Here is a 17958-nt window from a genome sequence, read left to right as displayed (position 1 = left end):
ATGTCACGAAATTTACCTATTGTCAGGTATGTGACTATCCGGTAGACAATGCAGCATGGCTGAACGCGAACGACGTACCGGCGACCCCGAACTCGACCGGCTCATGACGGAGTTCCAGGCGAATTCCCAGGAGTTCGCCGGCGTCATGGCCGAGATCGGGGACGTCGTCGGCCAGGCGGCCGGTGCCGATGACAAGATCAGGGTGCGGGTGTCGGCCTCGGGGCAACTGCTGGGCCTGCGCATCGATCCCCGCGCGATGCGGCTGGGCTCGCAGGAACTGGCCGAGACGATCGTGGAGCTGTCGCGGCGGGCGACCGAGGACGCGGCCCGCCGGACCATGGAGCTGACCCGGCCCTATCTGGAGACGGACAGCCGGTAGGGGCGCCCCCGTCAGAAGATCCGGGGGATGAGGCTGCGGGTGCCGTGGATGATGAACTTCTGGTACATCTCCTCCTCGGTCAGCCCGTGCTCGGTGCCAGGGAGCGGGTTGTCGCCGTGCTGTGCGTCCAGGCTCATCGAGTACGCGGTCGAGGCCGCCATCCGGGGGACGAAGTTGCCGGTGTTCAGTGTCACGCTCTTCCCCAGCTTGACGTTGGTGGCGACCGTGCGCAGGCCCGGCACCTTGGACGCGAGCGCCACGCCACCGTCGGCCACCCCGTCGAAGACCATGTTGGCGACGAAGTGCTCACGGAACACCGTCAGGTTGTGGCCCGCCGAGCGCACGTCGTTGCCGGCCAGGTCGGTCTTGATGCCGCCCGCGAGGTTCAGCCCGAGCGGCAGCAGCACCTGGCCGCCGGCGTACGCGGTGCTGTCGGCGATGTAGTAGGCCAGCAGGGGCAGCAGCATCGTGACGTAGCGGCGCGCGGTGAACTTGAGCAGCAGCACCTGCCGCTTCATGATGGCCTGCAGCAGCTTCCAGGTGAGCACCTGATACCCGATGGTGAACATCATGTCCACCGTCATGATCCAGCACAGCACCCGCAGCGCGTGATTGACCTTCTCGATGACGTCGGCGTAGGCGCGGCAGGCGGCGGCCGCCCTGCGGTGCTTGAGCGAGACCGCGAGGACGGCCGGACCGTACCGCTTGGTCCAGAACTTCTTGAACGCGTCGACCGCCGGGCCGGAGCTTTTCGTCCAGACGACCACGGCGGCCGTGTTCGCCTCGTGGAAGTGGGTGTCGATGGCGTCGGCGATGTCGTCCAGGACGTCGGCCGCCTCGCGGATCTTGTCCGGGTCTCCTTCCAGGTACGAGACGCCGAACAGGAACTCGGGCGCCAGGATCCCGGCCGCGCCGGCACCGGCCATCCCGCCCAGGGCGACCTTGGCCGCGACCCCGATGGGCATGTCCGCCTCCTCAGGCTCGCTCGACGGGAGTGCTCGGCACGCTGATGCCGTCGTTCTCGCGCTCGGCGAACTTGAAGAGCTCCTGGATGAAGGCGTTCTGGTCGATCATGCTGGCCAGGTCGCCCGCCTTGGTGTTCTTGCTCATCGACACCACCGCGGTGCCGACGGCCTTGTACGCCTCGCTCAGGCTGGTCAGGGCCTCGCTCAGATCCTCGTAGGCGGAGTCGAAGCCGGGATGCCCCTCCTCGCCCAGGCGGAAGATGCGCGCCGCCTCGTCGCTGGACGGGTTGCCGAAGTAGGGGATGAACCGCGCCAGCTGCGTGCCGAGCCGGTCCGCGCTCTGCCGGAACTCCCCTCCCTCGGTGTGGATCGCCTGGCCGGCCGCCTCCATGCTCGTATGGTCGTGCTCCAAGATGATCACCTCCATGGACTGCGCTGCGCGGCCAGTCTCCGTCCCGACGATTACCGGAGGATGATCAATTTGTTGCCATTGCGCACTCTTCGGACCCGTGGGGCTCACGTGACGGCACCAGATGACAGGGAGGATGGGCAGGCTCTTCGCGGCAAGGATTCCCGCCTCAGGCTTCTAAGGCGTCGGCCTTGTCGGTATTGCAACCCGCCGGATGATCTGGTGATAGTCGATCCATGACCTCGGCTGATGGCGGGAACCTGCAAGAGCTACTCGACGAGCAGGTCGTCTACTACCGGGCGATCGCCGCAGAATACGAGCGCCACGCTCTGCCCTTTCCCGGAGTCTCAGAGCTGTCGGCGGCGCTCGACGCGTTCCGGCCGGCCGGCAGCGTGCTCGAACTCGCCTGCGGCCCAGGCAGCTGGACCGCCCAACTGCTCCAGCACGCCACCGAGGTCAAGGCCGTGGACGCGTCTCCAGAGATGCTCGCCATCGCCTCGGCGCGCGTGGGCGAGGACGAGCGGGTGCGCTTCGTGTCGGCCGACCTGTTCGGCTGGCAGCCGGACCGTCGCTATGACGTCGTCTTCTTCGGGTTCTGGCTGTCGCACGTTCCGGCCGAACGCTTCGCGTCCTTCTGGTCGCTGGTGGCCGACTGCCTGAAGCCGGAGGGGCGGGTGTTCTTCGTCGATGACGACTACCGCACCCCCGACGAACTCATCGAGGGCGAGCAATCCGCGACCATACAACGCCGGCTCCTGGACGGGACCGCCTACCGGATCGTCAAAGTCCCGCACCGCCCGCCGGACCTCGAACAACGACTCGAGCAGCTCGGCTGGCGCATCAAGATTCACTCAACCTCCGGGCCGTTCTACTGGGGAGCGGGAACCCGGGCCTGACCCCAGGATCGCGCTCTGGAGATCCGTACGGACTGTCAGGCGGGTTCGAGATGGTCGGCGAGGCGGCGGAGAGTGACCGCGATAGCCGACCGCACCCGGCGTTCCCGGCTGTCCCGGGCGAGCTCCGGCACGTCCTCGATCAAGCCATGTTTCTGCAGTTGCCGCAGGTGATAGCTCACCTGGCCGGGATCGGCTTCCATCCTCCTGGCGAGCTCGCTCACGGTGACCGGACCGACCCGGAAGAGGAGGCTGAAGAGCCTCATCCGAAACCGGCTGATCAAGACCCTGAGCACGTCCAGGTCATCGTTGAGAGTGGTCAAAGCGGATCAGTAGGCGCCGGGGATGGCGGCGCCGAGAATAGGGCGGCGAAGGTGTTGCGGGCTCACCAGGATGCCGGTGATGCGGCCGGCCAGTGCCAGGGCCGCCAGGATGGGGTTGTCGATGCTGTCGCCGGCGGCCGGATCGATGCCCAGCTCCCGGAGGTGACGATCGAGCCGGTCGGGATCCACGCCGTGTCTGTCCATGGGGAACCCTGGATTGATGACGGTGATGAGCCGGCCGTCGACGGCGTAGGTGATCTGGTGCTGGGCGTAGTCATGCCGGTGCACCGCCACGACCTCTCCGCCGTTGTGCGACAGGGCGCCCCACACCTCCTGTTGCAGGCCGCGCCAGCCGCAGTCCTCGATGGCGATCGTCCAGCCCTCGATCCTCCTGACGGTGATGATCGCCGGCCCTTCCGGCTGGGAGTAGTCCTCGTCCGTGATGAGCCGGATGTCCTCGTTCGTGGCCCCCATCCGGCGAAGCACCTCATGCTCGTCGAGCCCGCGGACGAAGACGATGGTGTAGATGTCGCCGAGCCTGCTGCCTTCTTCCCACCCGTAATCTTCCGGCGAGGCGCCGGGGGTTCTCGCGGTGGCGCGGACCATCTCGAACGTGCTCGCCTGCTCAAGGATCTCGGGATGGGCGGCGAAGAAGGCCTCGGTGATGTCTGGAGCCATCCGGCCACGCTCACTGACCAAGTGGCCATTCTCTCTCGCCCAGTCCCGGATCTGCGTGCGGCCGAGCGTGGGCGACCGGTAGGTGATGCGGTGGGGGGTGAAGTCGGCATCGGACATGATCAGAAACTACCGACAGGTTTGCTGCCCTGTCTGCCTTGCGCTTCTCCCGATGCGTGTTCCGCCGGAGCATCCAGGCCTGCTGCTTGTCTAAAGGTTGGGCGACGCGTGCCACACCTCCTGACCCGCAGACCCCTGACCCGTGCGGCCCGGATCGCGGAAGGAGCGGTGGCCGCACGGCCCGGTTCCTAGGTATGACACTCCTAGGAATTCCGCGACCTTTTTCCATCTCACTGACCTGGGCAAACTCCTAAATGCCAGCCAAACGGAACGAAAGCGAAGGACACCGTCATGGCCACCTGGTTCATCACCGGAGCATCCCGCGGGCTCGGCGCCGAGATCGCCCGCACCGCCCTCGCCCAGGGCGACAACGTCGTCATCGCTGTTCGCAACCCGGCCCGCGTGCCAGACGACCTCGCCAAGGCCGGCAACGTGTTCACCGTCGCCCTGGACGTCACCGACAGCGCGGCCATCCCGGCCACCGTCCAGGCCGCCGTCGACCGGTTCGGCCGGATCGACGTACTGGTCAACAACGCCGGCCGCGGCCTGCTCGGCGCGCTCGAGGAGATCAGCAACGCCGAGGCCCGCTCGCTGTTCGACCTCAACGTCTTCGCCCTCATCGACATGACCCGCGCCGTCCTGCCCGTCATGCGCCGCCAGGGCACCGGCAAACTCGTGCACATCGGCTCGCGATCGGGCTTCGAAGGCGAGCCCGGAGTGAGCCTGTACAGCGCCTCGAAGTTCGCCGTGGCCGGGATCAGCGAGGCACTGTCGAAGGAACTGGAGCCGTTCGGCATCCAGTCGATGGTGGTCGAGCCGGGCGTGCTGCGCACCGACTTCCTCGACGCCAGCTCCCTGTCGACAGCCGCGGCCCGCATCGCCGCCTACGACGGCACCCCCGCCCACGTCACCCTCGACTGGGCCGGCACCGCCAACCACACCCAGCTCGGCGACCCGGTCAAGGGCGCGGCACTGATCTACGAAGTCACCGGCCAGGACACCCTGCCCACACACCTGTACCTGGGCCCCGACACCCTGGACCGGCTGCAGGTCAAGCTGGACCAGATCGAGCAGGACGTGGCCCCCTGGCGGGCCAAGTCCGCCGCGACCGCCCACGACGACGCCGTGGCCTGACCGTCACCATCTCCCGAGCCGAGCCTCCTGCCGAACACGCGCCTGCTGACAGTCCCGACGTCCCGCTGCCAGGTGCTCTGACACCTTGATTGCCGTACTGACATCTGCAAGTGCGCTAGCCACAAAAGGTGATTTAGTCGGATTTGTGCTTGACGAATCAAATGAATGATCTTTTAATTCATTCATGGGACGGATCGCCGGCGTCACCGCCGCCGAGACGCGGGCGCGGCTGCTGCGGGCCGCCGCCGATGTTTTCGCGCAGCGGGGGTACGACGGCACGCGGGTGGCCGACATCGCCGCCGCCGCGGGCGTGAGCAACGGCGCCCTGTACGCGCACTTCGGGTCGAAGGCCGAGTTGCTCGTGGCGGCGATCCGGGCGCACGGGCGGCAGTTGCTCGCCGAGTTGGTCGCCGCCGATCCCGACCGGCCGATCAAGGACCTGCTCGTCACCGTCGGCCGGTGGCTCCCCCGCCGGGGCGACGCCTCCTGCCACCTCATCGTCCAAGCGCTGGTCGCGGCCCGTCGCGACCAGGAGGTGGCGCGGCCGATGCGCGACTACCTGGGTGAGCGCGCCGACTGGATCGCCGACCTCGTCCGCAAAGGCCAGGACGGCGGCGAGCTCGACCCGGCCGTGTCGCCGGCGGCGGTGGCCCACTTCTGCCTGCTGCTGTCGATGGGCAGCGCCCTGATCACACCGGAACTGCACACGGTCGACGACGCGGAGTGGACCGCCTTGCTCACCCGTATCGTGACCGTTCTGGCCGTACCGTCATTAGCCGCACAGAGGGAAGCATTGTAGTGAAAGCGCACATCGACCCCCAGCGATGCCAAGGGCACGGCCGCTGCTACACCCTGGCCCCGGACCTGTTCGGGGAGGACGACGAGGGATACGGGACGGTGCCCGGCGACGGCGTCGTACAGCCGGCCCAGGTGCACACGGCGCGCCTGGCGAGGTCGAACTGTCCGGAGAGCGCGATCGACCTGTCCGAGGAGAGCTGACATGGCCGTTGACGACCGCTTCACCCAAGACCACCGAGATTCGGATCCGGATCAACCGGCCGGGACGCGCAACGAGGTCGTCACCGGCCCGGTGGCCGACTGGGCGACCGACTTCTCCCATGTGGAGCCCGAGTGGGCCGCCGATCCCTACACCATCCAGGACGACCTGCGGCAGCGCTGCCCGGTGGCGCACACCGAGCGGTTCGGCGGCGCGTGGCTGCCGACGCGCTACGCGGACGTGGCGGAGATCGCCTACGACACCGAGCGCTTCTCCTCGCGCTCGGTCGTCATGAGCAACTTCCGGCCGCCGCTCGACCTCGCGCCGATGGGCGCCATTCCGCCGATCTCCTCCGACCCGCCGTTCCACCACGGCGCGCGCAAGCTGCTGCTGCCGGTGTTCACCAGGTCGGCGGTCGCCAAGCGGGAGGCGGCGACCAGGGCGTTCTGTCACTCGCTGATCGACTCCTTCGGGGACAGGCCCGTCGTCGACGCCGCCCACGACTACGCGCAGCACATCCCGATCCGGGTGATCGCCGACATGCTCGGTTTCCCGCCCGAGGACGCGCCGCAGTTCAAGGTGTTCATCGAGAACACGCTCGAAGGCGTCAACAACCCGCAGGACGAGCGCATGGAGGCGTTCAACCAGCTGTTCGACTATCTCTACAAGCAGATCCACGACCACCTCGACGACCCGCGCGACGACCTCACGACCTACCTGATCAACGCCGAGCTGTACGGCCACAAGCTGCAGTCCGAGCACGTGGCCGGCACGATGGCCCTGCTGCTCATCGCCGGCATCGACACGACGTGGAGCGCGATCGGCGCCTCGCTGTGGCATCTGGCCAAGACCCCGGCCGACCGCGAGCGCCTGGTCGCCGAGCCGGAGATGGTGCCGACGGCGGCGGAGGAGATGCTGCGGGCCTACGCGCCGGTGACGATGGCGCGGCTGGTGAAGCAGGACATGCGCTGGCGTGACGTCGACATGAAGGCCGAGGACTGGGTGCTGCTGTCGTTCCCGGCGGCCAACCGTGACCCGGCGCAGTTCGACCGGGCGGACGAGGTCGTCATCGACCGTGAGGTCAACCGGCATGCCGCGTTCGGACTCGGCATTCACCGGTGCGTGGGCTCCCACCTGGCGCGGATGGAGCTCCGCGTCGCCCTGGAGGTCTGGCTGGAGCGGATCCCGAGCTTCAGCCTCGACGACCCTTCGGGGGTGACCTGGGCGAAGGGTCAGGTGCGCGGACCTCGTACGCTTCCGCTGCGCATCGCCTGATCCCCGGCCGCCGCGACGCGGGCGCCGACGGAGCCGAGGCCGAGAGGAAGGACGAGGCCGGCTCGCACGGCGACGAGCCGGCCGCGACGGCGCCTCGACTCTCAGCGGCCGCCCTTGACGGCGGTGCGGCCGAGGGCGCGGAGCTGGCGAGGGGTGAGCGGGGAGACGTTCTGGTCGACGGGGTTGTCGGAGTACTGGTGGATGGCCCAGGACTTCCAGTCGGCCGGCGGGGTGACCGTACCCTTGGCCTTGCTGTAGTGGGCGACCCAGAGCGGGTATTCGGCCAGCCCCTTGCCGTAGCGGTTGGCGAACTTCCAGCCGCTGTAGAACATCGGGGTGGTGCCGGTCTTGGCCTTCACGTGGGCCAGCCAGGTCTTGGCCCACCTGTTGACCTGGGCGACGGACCGGCCGTCGGTGGTCTCCAGGTCCAGCACCAGCAGGTCGCCGCGCTTGGCGGGCTGGGAGTCGACCATGGACAGGAAGTGCTCGGCCTCGGCGACGGGGTCGTTGCCCGGATGACCGTAGTGGTAGGCGCCGCGCACGATGCCCTTGGCGTCCAGCTCCTGCCAGTGCCGGGCGAAGGTCTGGTCGCGGAAGGTCACGCCCTCGGTCGCCTTGATGATGCCGAATTTCGCGGGGCTGGCGTTCCAGTCGTGGTGGGGCTGGTGGTTCGAGACGTCCTGGCCGTAGGTGAGCGGGATGGACCGCTCCTGGGCCGAGGGCGCGTTCTCCGGTGGTGCCGCGTGTGCGGGAGCGGCGATGAGCAGGCTCGCGGCGACGAGGGCCGACCCGGCGAGGTACGGGCGCAGGCGGGGGTTGCGCATGAGGGGGTTTGACTCCTTGCTTCCATGCCGCCTACCGGGTTAGCTGACGGGTTCGGGCTGGAAAGTGCCCTACGGACGCAGCTGGTGGGCTGGCATCCGATTCACCCCGGAAAAGAGTGGGTCCCCGGCTCCGCGCGAGCGGATTAGGCGGCCGCGCACTGCCCTGGCTGGCAGGGGGTCCCACCAGGGCAGCGCGCGGTCCGGTCAACGATTCGGCAATGGATGGTCGAGGGAAAACCATGTTTCCGCTGCCGCAATGACGCTGAAGGTATATAAACCCCCATTTGCCCGCAAGAGGGGCAAATGGCGACATAGGCACTTTTAAACCCCGGAGCCCCTGGCCTGTCAGGGATTCCCGCCTATGGGTAGATCTTTTGAACGGCGAAGGAGGTCAGCCGTCCATCGCCTCGGCGAGCGAGCGCGGGCGCAGGTCGGTCCAGTGGGCCTCGACGTAGTCCAGGCACGCCTGCCGGCTGTTCTCCGTGAAGGCGACCGTCCACCCGGCGGGCACCTCGGCGAAAGCGGGCCACAGGGAGTGCTGCCCCTCGGCGTTGACCAGAACCAGGAAGCGGCCTTCCGGGTCGTCGAACGGGTTGGTGCTCATGTACGGATTCCTCCTGAAGCGGCGCGATTCAACGGGAGAAGGCGTAATGCGGACTGCGGAGCCGGTCGGCCATCGACTGGACGATCTCGCCCACCCGGACCGCGGTGTTGGACAGCAGCGTCGAGGTGAGGCCGTGGGTGTGCTCGGTGGCCCCCTGCACGTAGATGCCGCAGCGCATCGCCTGCGACGTCGCGATCCGGTAGTCGCGGCCGACCCGCAGCCCGCCGCCGGGCAGCCGGTCGCAGTGCTCGCCGATCGCGCCCAGCAGGGTCAGCGGATCGGCCGGGCGGTAGCCGGTGGCGAAGACGACGGCGTCGGCGTCCAGCGGGGTCCGCTCACCGGTCGGCAGGAACTCCACCGTGGCGCGCACGTCCGTCGCGCCCGGCTCGACCTCGACGAGCCGGGAGGCGTTGAGGATGCGCAGCCGCTCGGTGCCCCGGACCTTCTCCTGGTAGTGGCGGCGGTAGAGCTCGTCGATGACCTCCAGGTCCACCACCGAGTAGTTGGTGGAGGCGTGGTAGCCGAGCAGCCGCGACTTCACCTCGTCGGGCGCGGCGTAGAAGTGGTCGACCGCCTCCGGGTCGAAGATGCGGTTGGCGAAGGAGCTGTCGTCGGCCGGGGTGTAGCCGTACTTGGTGAAGACGGCGCAGACCTCGGCGTCCGGGAAGGTGGTGTGCAGGTGGCCGGTCACCTCCGCGGCGCTCTGCCCGGCGCCGACCACGACGATCCGGCGCGGGTCGCGCAGGCCGGGGAGCCGGTCGAGCAGCTCCTCGCTGTGCCAGATCCGCTCGTCGCTCACCATCCCCTCCGGCAGGATCGGTTCGAGCCCGGCCGCGAGGACCAGGTCGCGGGTGCGCCGGGTGGTCAGCGTGCCGTCACCCTGGCGGACGACCACGTCGAGGTACTCGACCGTCCCGGCCACGGCCACCGGGGTGACCGCGATGACCTCGGAGCCGTACCGCACCTGGTCGGCGAAGGGGGCGGCGGCCCATTCGAGGTAGTCGTGGAACTCCATCCGGGAGGGGAACATCGTCTTGTGGTTGATGAAGTCGAGTAGGCGCCCCTTGTCCTGGAGATAGGCGAGGAAACTGAACTCGCTCGCCGGATTCCGCATGGTGACCAGATCCTTGAGGAAGGACACCTGCATCGTGGTCCCTTCCAGCAGCATGCCCCGGTGCCACCCGAACGCGGGCTGCTTGTCGAGGAACACGGCGTCTATCAACTGGCCCGTCCGCGCGTGGTGCTCACGTAAGGCGATCGCCAGGGCGAGGTTGGACGGCCCGAAGCCGATGCCTACGAGATCGTGGACGTGCTGCTCCATAGCGGACATGTATGCCTTCCTGACGGACCGATTCAGGGGTGGATGACCCAGCTCTATTAGGTTAGCCTGGCCTAATTAAGGCGAGCCTAACCCGATCAGATCCCCTCGACAAGGAGACACCCATGCGGGTCGTGATGTTCGGTTACCAGACCTGGGGGCACCGGACCCTCCAGGCCCTGCTGGATTCCGAGCACGAGGTCGTGCTCGTGGTGACGCACCCCCAGAGCGATCACGCGTACGAGAGGATCTGGAGCGACTCGGTCGCCGAGTTAGCGCAGGCGCACGACGTCCCCGTGCTGCTGCGTGACCGGCCGGACGACGAGGAGCTGATGAGCCGGCTCAAGGACGCCGACCCGGACCTCATCGTCGCCAACAACTGGCGGACCTGGATCCCGCCGCAGATCTTCCGCCTGCCCCGGCACGGCACCCTCAACGTGCACGACTCGTTGCTGCCGGCCTACGCGGGCTTCTCGCCGCTGATCTGGGCGCTGATCAACGGCGAGCAGGAGGTCGGCGTCACCGCGCACATGATGGACGAGGACCTGGACGCCGGTGACATCGTGGTGCAGCGGGCCGTGCCCGTCGGGCCCGAGGACACCGCCACCGACCTGTTCCACCGCACGGTCGACCTGATCGGCCCGATCGTCGCCGAGGCGCTCGACCTCATCGCCTCCGGCCGGACCGACTGGACGCCGCAGGACCGGTCGAAGGCCAGCTTCTTCCACAAGCGGTCGATCGAGGACGGCGACATCGACTGGACCTGGCCGGCCGAGGACATCGCGCGGCTGGTCCGGGCGCAGTCCGACCCCTACCCCAACGCCTTCACCCACTACAAGGGCCGGCGCGTCCGCGTGCTGAAGGCCTCGGTGTCCCAGGGCATCTACGGCGGCACCCCCGGCCGGGTCTTCATCCGCGAGGGCGACGGCGTGGTGATCGTCGCCGGCGCGGAGGCGCGCCGGGGCCGCAGCCACGGGCTGGTGATCGAACGCGTCCGCACCGAGGACGGCACGGACCTGCCCGCCACCGAGCTCTTCCGCACCATGGGCGGCTACCTCACCCGGGGGGCATAACACCGCGATAGGGGCAAATTGCCAGGTCTCCTCCCAGGGGTGTCACGCATACCGTGACAGCGTCGCCACTCCTGGAGGAGCCCCCCCATGCCAAGCCCCCTTCGACTCGCCCTCTCCCTCCTGCTCACCCTCTCCTGCCTTCTGGTCAGCTCCCCCGCCCAGGCCGTCACCATGGTCAGGGTGCTCCGGTACGACGCGAGCCGGGCGGCGGAGTTCCGGGGCGCGGTGGACCAGGCCGCGCAGATCTGGAACTCCAGCGTCTCCAACGTCCGGCTGGAACCGGGCACGCCCGCCCACTTCACCGTGCGCGCCGACAACGGCTGGCCCCGGGCGCTGCCCACCAGCCTGGGCCGGGGCACGATCTGGATGGGCAGGCAGGCCACCGACCAGGGCTACCATCCGGTGCGCATCGCCACCCACGAGATCGGCCACATCCTCGGCCTGCCCGACCGGCGTACCGGCCGCTGCTCGGACCTGATGTCCGGCTCCAGCGCCGGGGTGAGCTGCACCAACCCGAATCCCAGCGCGGCCGAACGGGCCGAAGTGGACGGCAACTTCGCCGGCAGCACCCCGCAGGTGACGTTCGGCAGCGTGCACGTGGACCGCTGACCGGGGTCCGTCAGCCCACCGCTCCTCCCATGGGAGGACAGCCCCGGCGATCTCCGCTCGCCGGGGTGAGGTGCTCCAGGGCCACCCCACCGCCCGGCGGCACGCTCGCGCCGGGCGGCCGTCCGGGCTCGATCTCCTGGCGAGTTGTCCAGGCGGTGATTTTCCTACTTTCTGTGCATACTTCTTACCTTACCGGGCACGTTTTGGCCGTGGACGGCGCCCTGTGGCTGCTGTGATCGGTAAGGATTTGCAGGCTGACCCACGAGGACAACCGTGATCCGAACTCTGCTCGCTGAGGACATGCATCTGGTGCGCGGAGCGATCGTGGCTTTGCTGGCGTACGAGGAGGACATCGAGGTCGTCGCCGAGGTGGATCGCGGTGATCGCATCCTCGCCACCGCGTGTGCCGTCCGGCCGGACGTCGCGGTGATCGACGTCGGGTTACCCGGCAAGGAGGGTCTGGTCGCCGCGGGCGAGCTGCATCAGAAGCTGCCCAGCTGCGGGGTCCTGATCCTCACCGGCGTCGGCACGCCGGGGCTGCTACGGCGGGCGCTCGACGCGCACGTGCGGGGGTTCATGGCCAAGGACGCGCAGCCCGGCCAACTGGCCGACGCCATCCGCCGGGTCGCCTGTGGCGAGCGGGTCATCGACTCCGAGATCGCCATCGCCGCGATGACCCCGCCCGACGCGCCCCTGACGGCGCGCGAGCTCGACGTGATCGGCGCCGCCGCCGAGGGGGCGTCCGTGTCGGAGATCGCCGCCTCGCTGTACCTGTCCAAAGGAACGGTCCGAAATTACCTTCATCGCAGTACGGCCAAGCTCGGCGCGCGCAGCCGCATAGACGCCATCCGCATCGCCCGCGAGTCAGGCTGGATCTGAACCGCCCGGCCCTGACCAGTCCGGACCGGTGCGATCAGACCGGTGCGATCAGACCGGTGCGGTCGGCCACGAAGGCCAGGATGTCGGCCGCGAGCGTGATGGAGCGGCTGGCCGCGCGGGCGCCGTGGCCGACGTCGGGCTCGTGCCGCAGCAGGATCGGCCGGTCCCCCGAGGTGGCCTGCTGCAGGGCGGCGCACATCTTGCGGGCGTGCATCGGATCGACCCGGGAGTCCGCTCCTGAGACGGTGAACAGTGTCGCCGGGTAGTCCACCCCGTCGCGGACGTGGTGGTAGGGCGAGTAGCCGAGCAGCCAGGGCAACTGCCCGGGGTCGCCGGCGGAGCCGTACTCGGCCGTCCAGGAAGCGCCCAGGCCGGAGCGTTCGTAACGGACCATGTCGAGCAGGCCAGCGGAACAGACGACCGCGGCGAACAGGCCGGGCCGCTGGGTCATGGCCGCGCCCACGAGCAGACCGCCGTTGGACTCGCCCCAGACGGCCAGCCGGTCGGGCGTCGTCCACCCGTCCGCGACGAGTCTCTCCGCGGCGGCGACGAAGTCGTCGAAGACGTTCTGTTTGCGGTCCAGCATGCCGTCGCGGTGCCAGGCCTCTCCTTCCTCGCCGCCGCCGCGCAGGCCGGCGATCGCCAGCACACCGCCGGCCTCCACCCAGGCGCGGGAGTCGGCGGCGTACCCGGGCGTCAGCGGCAGGCCGAACCCGCCGTAACCGGTCAGGATCGCCGGCCGGGGCCCTTGTCGCCCTGGAAGCGCGGAGACGACCATGCGGACGAGCGTGCCGTCGGCGGAGCGGTACTCCACGTGCCGGCTCTCCACCCCGGGCAGCGGCACGTGGCCGGGCGCCGCGGCCCACCTGACGGCCCGCTCCTCGCGCGCGTCGTAGCGCCACACCTCGGCGGGGGTGACGGCATCGGTGTAACCGAACCACGCCTCGTGGCCGCCGCCCGGCCGGGACGTCAGCGAGGTGACGGTTCCGCTGCCGGGCATGGGTACGGTGGCCAGCCGGGTCCCGCTGACGGCGTCGTGGACGCCGATCTCACTGATCGCGTGGCGGGTCCGGGAGACCAGGAGCCGGTCGCCGTCGAGGACGGTGAAAGCGCCGAGCACCGCCTCGGGATCCTCGGAGATCAGCTCCTTCCAGGCGTCGGGCGCCGCCGGGTCGGCCACGCACAGCCTGCGCCGGGGCGCCCCCTGGTCGGTCAGCAGGTAGAGACGCCCGTCGTGGCCGACGGCCGCCGCCGTGCCGGCCTCCAACCCTTCCTGCACGACGCGCAGCTCGGGCCGCCGCGCGGAGCAGGTGGACAGGTCGGCCAGCCAGATGTCGTTCCCCGTCCGGGTGCCCGCGGAGATCGTCAGCCAGCGGCCACTGGCGTCGATCAGCACCCCGTACGGCACCGCGCCGCGGCTGAAGACCTGGACGTCGTCCGGCTCCCCGAGGCGGTGCAGGTAGACCCCTTGACGGAAGCGGACGTAGAGGAACCCCGCCTCGCCGGGCAGCCAGGCGACCGGGGAGTAGCGGCAGCCGCCCACCGGGCCGTCCACCACCCGGCCGGTGCCGAGGTCCATGACGTACAGGTCGGCCCGTTCGTCGCCGCGCCTGGACAGCTGGTAGGCGAGCAGCCGGCCGTCCAGGTCGGGCTGCCAGTCGTCGAGCGTGGTGAGGCCACTGGGGTCCAGCCGCATCGGATCGAGGATCACCTGGTCGTCGAGGCTGAGCACCGGATGCTCCTGACCGGCGGACTGGGACAGGTGGAAGCGGCGCGCGCCCCGCCAGACGGGAGCGGTGACCAGCCCCGTGGCGGCCAACTCGGTCAGGCGGGCGGCGAACCGCTCGCGCAGCGGGAGTCCTGCGGCGCTGTCGCGCCACAGCCGGTCCTGGGCGGCCTGCCAGGCCCGGGTCGCGGGATCGTGCGGGTCCTCCAGCCAGCGGTAGGGGTCGGGGACCCGGTGACCGTGCAGGTCCTCGACGAGGGGCAGTCGCGTTGCCGCCGGATATCTCATGACACGGGCTCCGATTGCCAGTGGCCGACCAGGTCGGCGTACAGGGATGCGGTCCGTACGAGCTCGTCGTGGACGCCGGCCTGGACCCGGCCGCCGTCCATGAGCAGGATGCGGCCGGCGCGCCGGGCCGAGGTGATGCGGTGGGCGACGACGACGAGCGTGCCGCCGCGGGCGGCGAAGGCGTGCTCGACCCGCGCCTCGGCGGCGGGATCGAGATGGCAGGTGGCCTCGTCCAGGATGACCAGGCGGGCGGGTGACAGGTAGGCGCGCACCAGCGCGATGAGCTGCCGCTGTCCCGCCGACAGCGCGCCCGGGTCCAGGCGGGCGTCGTACCCTCCCACGGCCGCCACCAGATCGGCGGCTCCGAGAGCGTCGGCCACCGCCTCGAGCTCGGACTGACTCGGTTCCGCTCCGTCCGGCCGGTCATCGCCCTCCGCCCGGCCGTCCGGCGGGGTGAGCAGGTAGGCGAGGTTCTCGCGCAGGGTGCCGCGGAAGACGTACGCCTCCTGGGGGACGAGCACCCGGGCGGCGTGCTCGGCCTGGTCCGCGGGGACACCGCCGATCAGCACCTGGCCCGCGTCAGGGCGGAGCAGCCCGCTGATCATGGCTGCCAGCGTGGACTTCCCGGCCCCGCTCGGCCCGACGACGGCCAGGTGCTCACCCTCGGGAACGCACAGCGAGAGGCCGTCGACGACCGGGGCGGACCAGCGGCCGTACGCGAACGTGACCTCGTGGAGCCGCACCTCGGCCGACGCGGGCCGACAGCGGACCGGCGGCGGGGGTGATGGCGGGACGGCGGTGATCCGCTCCAGGGTGGCGGCGAGCTGGACGCCGCTCACCCCGAGGCCGTGCACCAGCCCGCCGAGGGCCGGGGCCAGTGACTGGGCGACATAGGTCAGCGCCCCGACGACCACCCCGGCACCCGCCCCACCGCTCAGCAGCCACGGCGTACCGGCGAGCACCAGCACCACGGGCAGCCAGCCTCCGACGCCCAGCGCGGCGGTGCGGACGGCGGTCGCCCTGGCCAGGGCGCGCGCGGCGGACGCCTGGTCATCGACGTGGGCGGCCATCCTGGCGCTCTGGCGATCCTCCGCGCCGCACGCGACGATGTCGCGCAGCCCGCCGGCCATCGCGGTCATCGCCTCGGCGAGCCGCTCGTCGGCCAGCAGGAACGCCCGCTGCCGACGGGCCAGGAGTGGCAGCGACGCCAGGAACAGGACCAGCCCGGCCGCGAACGGCGGCAGCACCAGCGCCGCGGCCCCCGGCGCCAGCGTGAGCAGGCCCAGCGCCACACTCAGCACGGTGAACGCGAAGCCTCGCACGGTGGTGACGACGGCCGCGAAGGCGTCCCTGGCCAGCTCGACCTGCAGGCCGGCCCGGGTGACGGCGGCGCTGTCCTGCCGGGCGCCCGACGCGGCGGCGGCGCGGCGAACGGCCCCGCCGACGACGTGGGCGAGCAGGTCGTCGCGGAACGGCTCCGCCACGGCCGCAACCGCGAGCACGATCTGGCGGGCGGCCACCGCGGCCACGGCCCAGGCCGCGCCGAGCGCCGCCAGCCAGACCAGTCCGATCTCCGGCCTGCCCGCGGCGAAACCGTCCTCGATGGCCCGGGCGACCGCGAGGCCGATGAGGAAGGCGGGCGCCGCCTCCAGCACCGACCACAGGCAGATCCGGACCAGCTGACGCGGCTCGCGGCACAGCGCGCGCCACAACAGTGCCCTCATGGCTCCTCCCCCTGGAAGACCGCCCGATAGGCCGGATCGCGCCACAGCTCGCGGTGCGGTCCCTGGCCGCGTACGGCACCGTCCTCCAGCCAGACGACCTGGTCGGCCTGGGCGGCCGTGGCGAGGCGGTGCGCGACGACCAGCCGGGTGCGGCCGCCGGGGCCGTCTGCGAGCGCGCGGCCGATTTCTCGTTCGGTCACGGTGTCGAGGCTGGACGTGGCGTCGTCGAGGACCAGCAGCCGCTCCCCCTGAGCGAAGGCCCGGGCCAGGCCGAGGCGCTGGCGTTCGCCACCGGACAGCGGCGCGTCCATCGTCCGGGTGGCATACCCGTGCGGCAGCCGCCTGACGAACCCGTCGGCGCGCGCCGCCACCGTGACAGCGTCGAGCACACCGTCGGGCCCACCGTCGGGCCCACCGTTGAGCACGGCGTCGTCCGGGGTGGGGCGGCCGAGGGTTATGGCGTCGGCGAGCGTGTCGCCGACCAGGACCGGACGTTCGAAGGCGCAGCCGACGGCTCGCCTGAGCTCAGGGCCGGTCAGCTCGGGCAGTGGGATCCCGTCGAGCAGGACCGTGCCGCGGTCCGGGTCGGCCATCCGGGCCGCGAGCGCCGCGAGCAGCGACTTGCCCGACCCTGACCGCCCGACCACGGCCGTGAGGGAACCGCCCGGGATGACCAGTCGCGGCACGGTCAGGCCGGCGGCCGTCACGTCGCGGAACTCCATGGCGCCCGTCCCGGACGGCAGTGCCCGGCTTCCGTGGCGGGTCCGCGGCACGGCGAGCACCTCGGCCATCCGCCCGGCCGCGGCCCGCGCCCTGGCCAGGCCGCCGATGGGACCGAGCGCGCCGCTCAGGGCGGCGCCGAGCACCGCGTACCTGGCGGCCGCGTACAACTCACCCACCGTGAGGTCGCCCGCGGCCAGCATGAAGCCGCCGACCGCCAGGACGGCCACCTCCACCAGTGGCACCACGAGCCCGGCGCGCACCCCCGCCGTGGCGTTGGCGCGCCACAGCCGCATGCCGTGCAGCCGCAGCCGGGGCAGCGGTCGCAGGACCCGGAGCACCTCCCGGTCCTCGGTCCCGGCGGCGGCGATCGTGCGCGCCCCGCCGAGCGCCTCCACGAGGCCGGCGGCCAGCTCGCCCTGCGCCTCCTGGTAGCCGCCGGCGATCGTGGTGGTCGCGCGCAGGAAGGTGTTCAGCACGATCAGGATGAGGACGATGCCGGCGAGCAGGGTCAGGGTGAGCACGGGCGCGATGAGGGTCAGCGCCACCAGCGCACCGGCGGTGGGCACCAGGAGCGCGAGCGCGCCGGTCACCGACTCGGGGGCCCGCGCGACCTCCTCGGCGTTCAGCCCGGCGCGGGTGACGAGTTCGCCCTCGGGAAAGCGGCGGGTGACGGCGGGGCCGACGCCGAGCACGTGGCGCAGCATGCCGAGGCGCAGCCGGGCGGCGGCGCGGGCTCCGGTCACGCCACCGGCCCACATGCCGAGGCTCTCGCAGAGCACCACGCAGGCGACGACCGCGGCGCAGCCGGCCAGCCACCGCACGGCCGCGGGGTCGGCGACGACGAACGCGTCGACGGTCCGGCCCGCCATGTACGGCAGGGCCAGTTCGGCGGCCGCGCCCCCGACGGCCGTGGCCGCCAGGATCGCGGTCCACGGTGCGTTTCGCCGTACCGCGTGCATGACCAGCCGGTCTCCGGCGAGCACCCTCGGCCTCCTCGCGTCAGAGCTGGAAGATCCCCGC

General features: G+C 70.6%; 19 protein-coding genes and 1 riboswitch. Of the genes, 9 read left to right on the top strand and 10 right to left on the bottom strand.

The features are described 5' to 3' along the window. Positions 1–55: 55 nt before the first annotated feature. On the top strand, positions 56–379 hold the full coding sequence (locus tag IEY87_RS21985; protein ID WP_189140603.1) for a YbaB/EbfC family nucleoid-associated protein: 324 nt from the start codon (positions 56–58) through the stop codon (positions 377–379). A gap of 11 nt (positions 380–390) precedes the next feature. Here IEY87_RS21985 and IEY87_RS21980 read toward each other — a convergent pair whose 3' ends face one another. Together IEY87_RS21980 and IEY87_RS21975 are read right to left on the bottom strand one after the other, a co-directional pair. After that, positions 391–1344 (bottom strand): WXG100-like domain-containing protein, encoded by a 954-nt coding sequence (locus tag IEY87_RS21980; RefSeq protein ID WP_189140602.1) that lies wholly within the window; start codon positions 1342–1344, stop codon positions 391–393. 10 nt (positions 1345–1354) lie between these two features. Then, on the bottom strand, positions 1355–1756 hold the full coding sequence (locus IEY87_RS21975; RefSeq protein WP_189140601.1) for a hypothetical protein: 402 nt from the start codon (positions 1754–1756) through the stop codon (positions 1355–1357). A gap of 233 nt (positions 1757–1989) precedes the next feature. Between IEY87_RS21975 and IEY87_RS21970 the strand changes: the two genes are divergently transcribed. After that, entirely contained in the window at positions 1990–2649 is a 660-nt protein-coding gene (locus IEY87_RS21970) for a class I SAM-dependent methyltransferase (RefSeq protein ID WP_189140600.1), read from the top strand. Positions 2650–2684: 35 nt separating this feature from the next. On the opposite strand, the gene IEY87_RS21965 is transcribed toward IEY87_RS21970, so the two are convergent. Further along, a complete protein-coding gene (locus tag IEY87_RS21965) occupies positions 2685–2912 on the bottom strand; it encodes a helix-turn-helix domain-containing protein (protein ID WP_189140599.1) in 228 nt (75 codons plus the stop codon). Positions 2913–2975: 63 nt separating this feature from the next. Next, positions 2976–3764: a DUF6461 domain-containing protein gene (locus IEY87_RS21960; protein ID WP_189140598.1), complete on the bottom strand. Its 789-nt coding sequence runs from the start codon at positions 3762–3764 to the stop codon at positions 2976–2978. Positions 3765–4055: 291 nt separating this feature from the next. Here IEY87_RS21960 and IEY87_RS21955 point away from each other — a divergent pair, with 291 nt between their 5' ends. The 4 genes from IEY87_RS21955 (at position 4056) to IEY87_RS21940 (ending at position 7170) form a co-directional block, all read left to right on the top strand. Next, on the top strand, positions 4056–4898 hold the full coding sequence (locus IEY87_RS21955) for an SDR family NAD(P)-dependent oxidoreductase (RefSeq protein WP_189140597.1): 843 nt from the start codon (positions 4056–4058) through the stop codon (positions 4896–4898). 184 nt (positions 4899–5082) lie between these two features. After that, positions 5083–5697, top strand: coding sequence for a TetR family transcriptional regulator (locus tag IEY87_RS21950; protein WP_189140596.1), 615 nt, complete (start codon positions 5083–5085; stop codon positions 5695–5697). Next, positions 5697–5897, top strand: coding sequence for a ferredoxin (locus tag IEY87_RS21945; protein WP_189140595.1), 201 nt, complete (start codon positions 5697–5699; stop codon positions 5895–5897). The genes IEY87_RS21950 and IEY87_RS21945 overlap by 1 nt, the downstream gene beginning before the upstream one ends. Before the next feature lies 1 nt (position 5898). Then, a complete protein-coding gene (locus IEY87_RS21940; RefSeq protein WP_189140594.1) occupies positions 5899–7170 on the top strand; it encodes a cytochrome P450 in 1272 nt (423 codons plus the stop codon). 101 nt (positions 7171–7271) lie between these two features. Here the strand turns inward: IEY87_RS21940 and IEY87_RS21935 are convergent, their stop codons facing one another. The 3 genes from IEY87_RS21935 to IEY87_RS21925 all read right to left on the bottom strand — a co-directional run bounded on the left by IEY87_RS21935 (position 7272) and on the right by IEY87_RS21925 (position 9928). Continuing rightward, positions 7272–7994, bottom strand: a complete 723-nt coding sequence (locus tag IEY87_RS21935; protein WP_189140593.1) for a glycoside hydrolase family 25 protein — start codon at positions 7992–7994, stop codon at positions 7272–7274. Positions 7995–8007: 13 nt separating this feature from the next. Next, positions 8008–8154: riboswitch (cyclic di-AMP (ydaO/yuaA leader) on the bottom strand. Positions 8155–8385: 231 nt separating this feature from the next. Further along, positions 8386–8598: an MbtH family protein gene (locus tag IEY87_RS21930; protein WP_189140592.1), complete on the bottom strand. Its 213-nt coding sequence runs from the start codon at positions 8596–8598 to the stop codon at positions 8386–8388. A gap of 28 nt (positions 8599–8626) precedes the next feature. Next, positions 8627–9928, bottom strand: a complete 1302-nt coding sequence (locus tag IEY87_RS21925) for a lysine N(6)-hydroxylase/L-ornithine N(5)-oxygenase family protein (protein ID WP_189140591.1) — start codon at positions 9926–9928, stop codon at positions 8627–8629. 113 nt (positions 9929–10041) lie between these two features. On the opposite strand from IEY87_RS21925, the gene IEY87_RS21920 reads away from it, so the two are divergent. The 3 genes from IEY87_RS21920 to IEY87_RS21910 all read left to right on the top strand — a co-directional run bounded on the left by IEY87_RS21920 (position 10042) and on the right by IEY87_RS21910 (position 12477). Beyond that, positions 10042–10989 (top strand): methionyl-tRNA formyltransferase, encoded by a 948-nt coding sequence (locus IEY87_RS21920; RefSeq protein ID WP_189140590.1) that lies wholly within the window; start codon positions 10042–10044, stop codon positions 10987–10989. An 87-nt stretch (positions 10990–11076) separates the two neighbouring features. Continuing rightward, positions 11077–11598, top strand: coding sequence for a snapalysin family zinc-dependent metalloprotease (locus tag IEY87_RS21915; RefSeq protein WP_189140589.1), 522 nt, complete (start codon positions 11077–11079; stop codon positions 11596–11598). Between the two features lie 273 nt (positions 11599–11871). Next, complete coding sequence (locus IEY87_RS21910) at positions 11872–12477, top strand: response regulator transcription factor (RefSeq protein ID WP_189140588.1); 606 nt, start codon at positions 11872–11874, stop codon at positions 12475–12477. Positions 12478–12511: 34 nt separating this feature from the next. Here IEY87_RS21910 and IEY87_RS21905 read toward each other — a convergent pair whose 3' ends face one another. From IEY87_RS21905 to IEY87_RS21895, 3 genes are read right to left on the bottom strand one after another with little or no spacing between them, the layout of a single operon-like run. Continuing rightward, positions 12512–14491, bottom strand: coding sequence for a prolyl oligopeptidase family serine peptidase (locus IEY87_RS21905; RefSeq protein WP_189140587.1), 1980 nt, complete (start codon positions 14489–14491; stop codon positions 12512–12514). After that, on the bottom strand, positions 14488–16215 hold the full coding sequence (locus tag IEY87_RS21900; RefSeq protein WP_189140586.1) for an ATP-binding cassette domain-containing protein: 1728 nt from the start codon (positions 16213–16215) through the stop codon (positions 14488–14490). Before IEY87_RS21900 ends, IEY87_RS21905 begins: the two co-directional genes overlap by 4 nt. Beyond that, positions 16212–17921, bottom strand: coding sequence for an ABC transporter ATP-binding protein (locus tag IEY87_RS21895; protein ID WP_189140585.1), 1710 nt, complete (start codon positions 17919–17921; stop codon positions 16212–16214). The genes IEY87_RS21900 and IEY87_RS21895 overlap by 4 nt, the downstream gene beginning before the upstream one ends. Positions 17922–17958 lie beyond the last annotated feature (37 nt).

Origin of the sequence: Nonomuraea glycinis (genome assembly GCF_014646515.1) — a bacterium.
In the GTDB taxonomy this organism is placed as follows: Bacteria; Actinomycetota; Actinomycetes; order Streptosporangiales; family Streptosporangiaceae; genus Nonomuraea; species Nonomuraea glycinis.
Note: the sequence above shows the minus strand (reverse complement) of the source record. Positions and strands in the feature narration are given on the sequence as shown.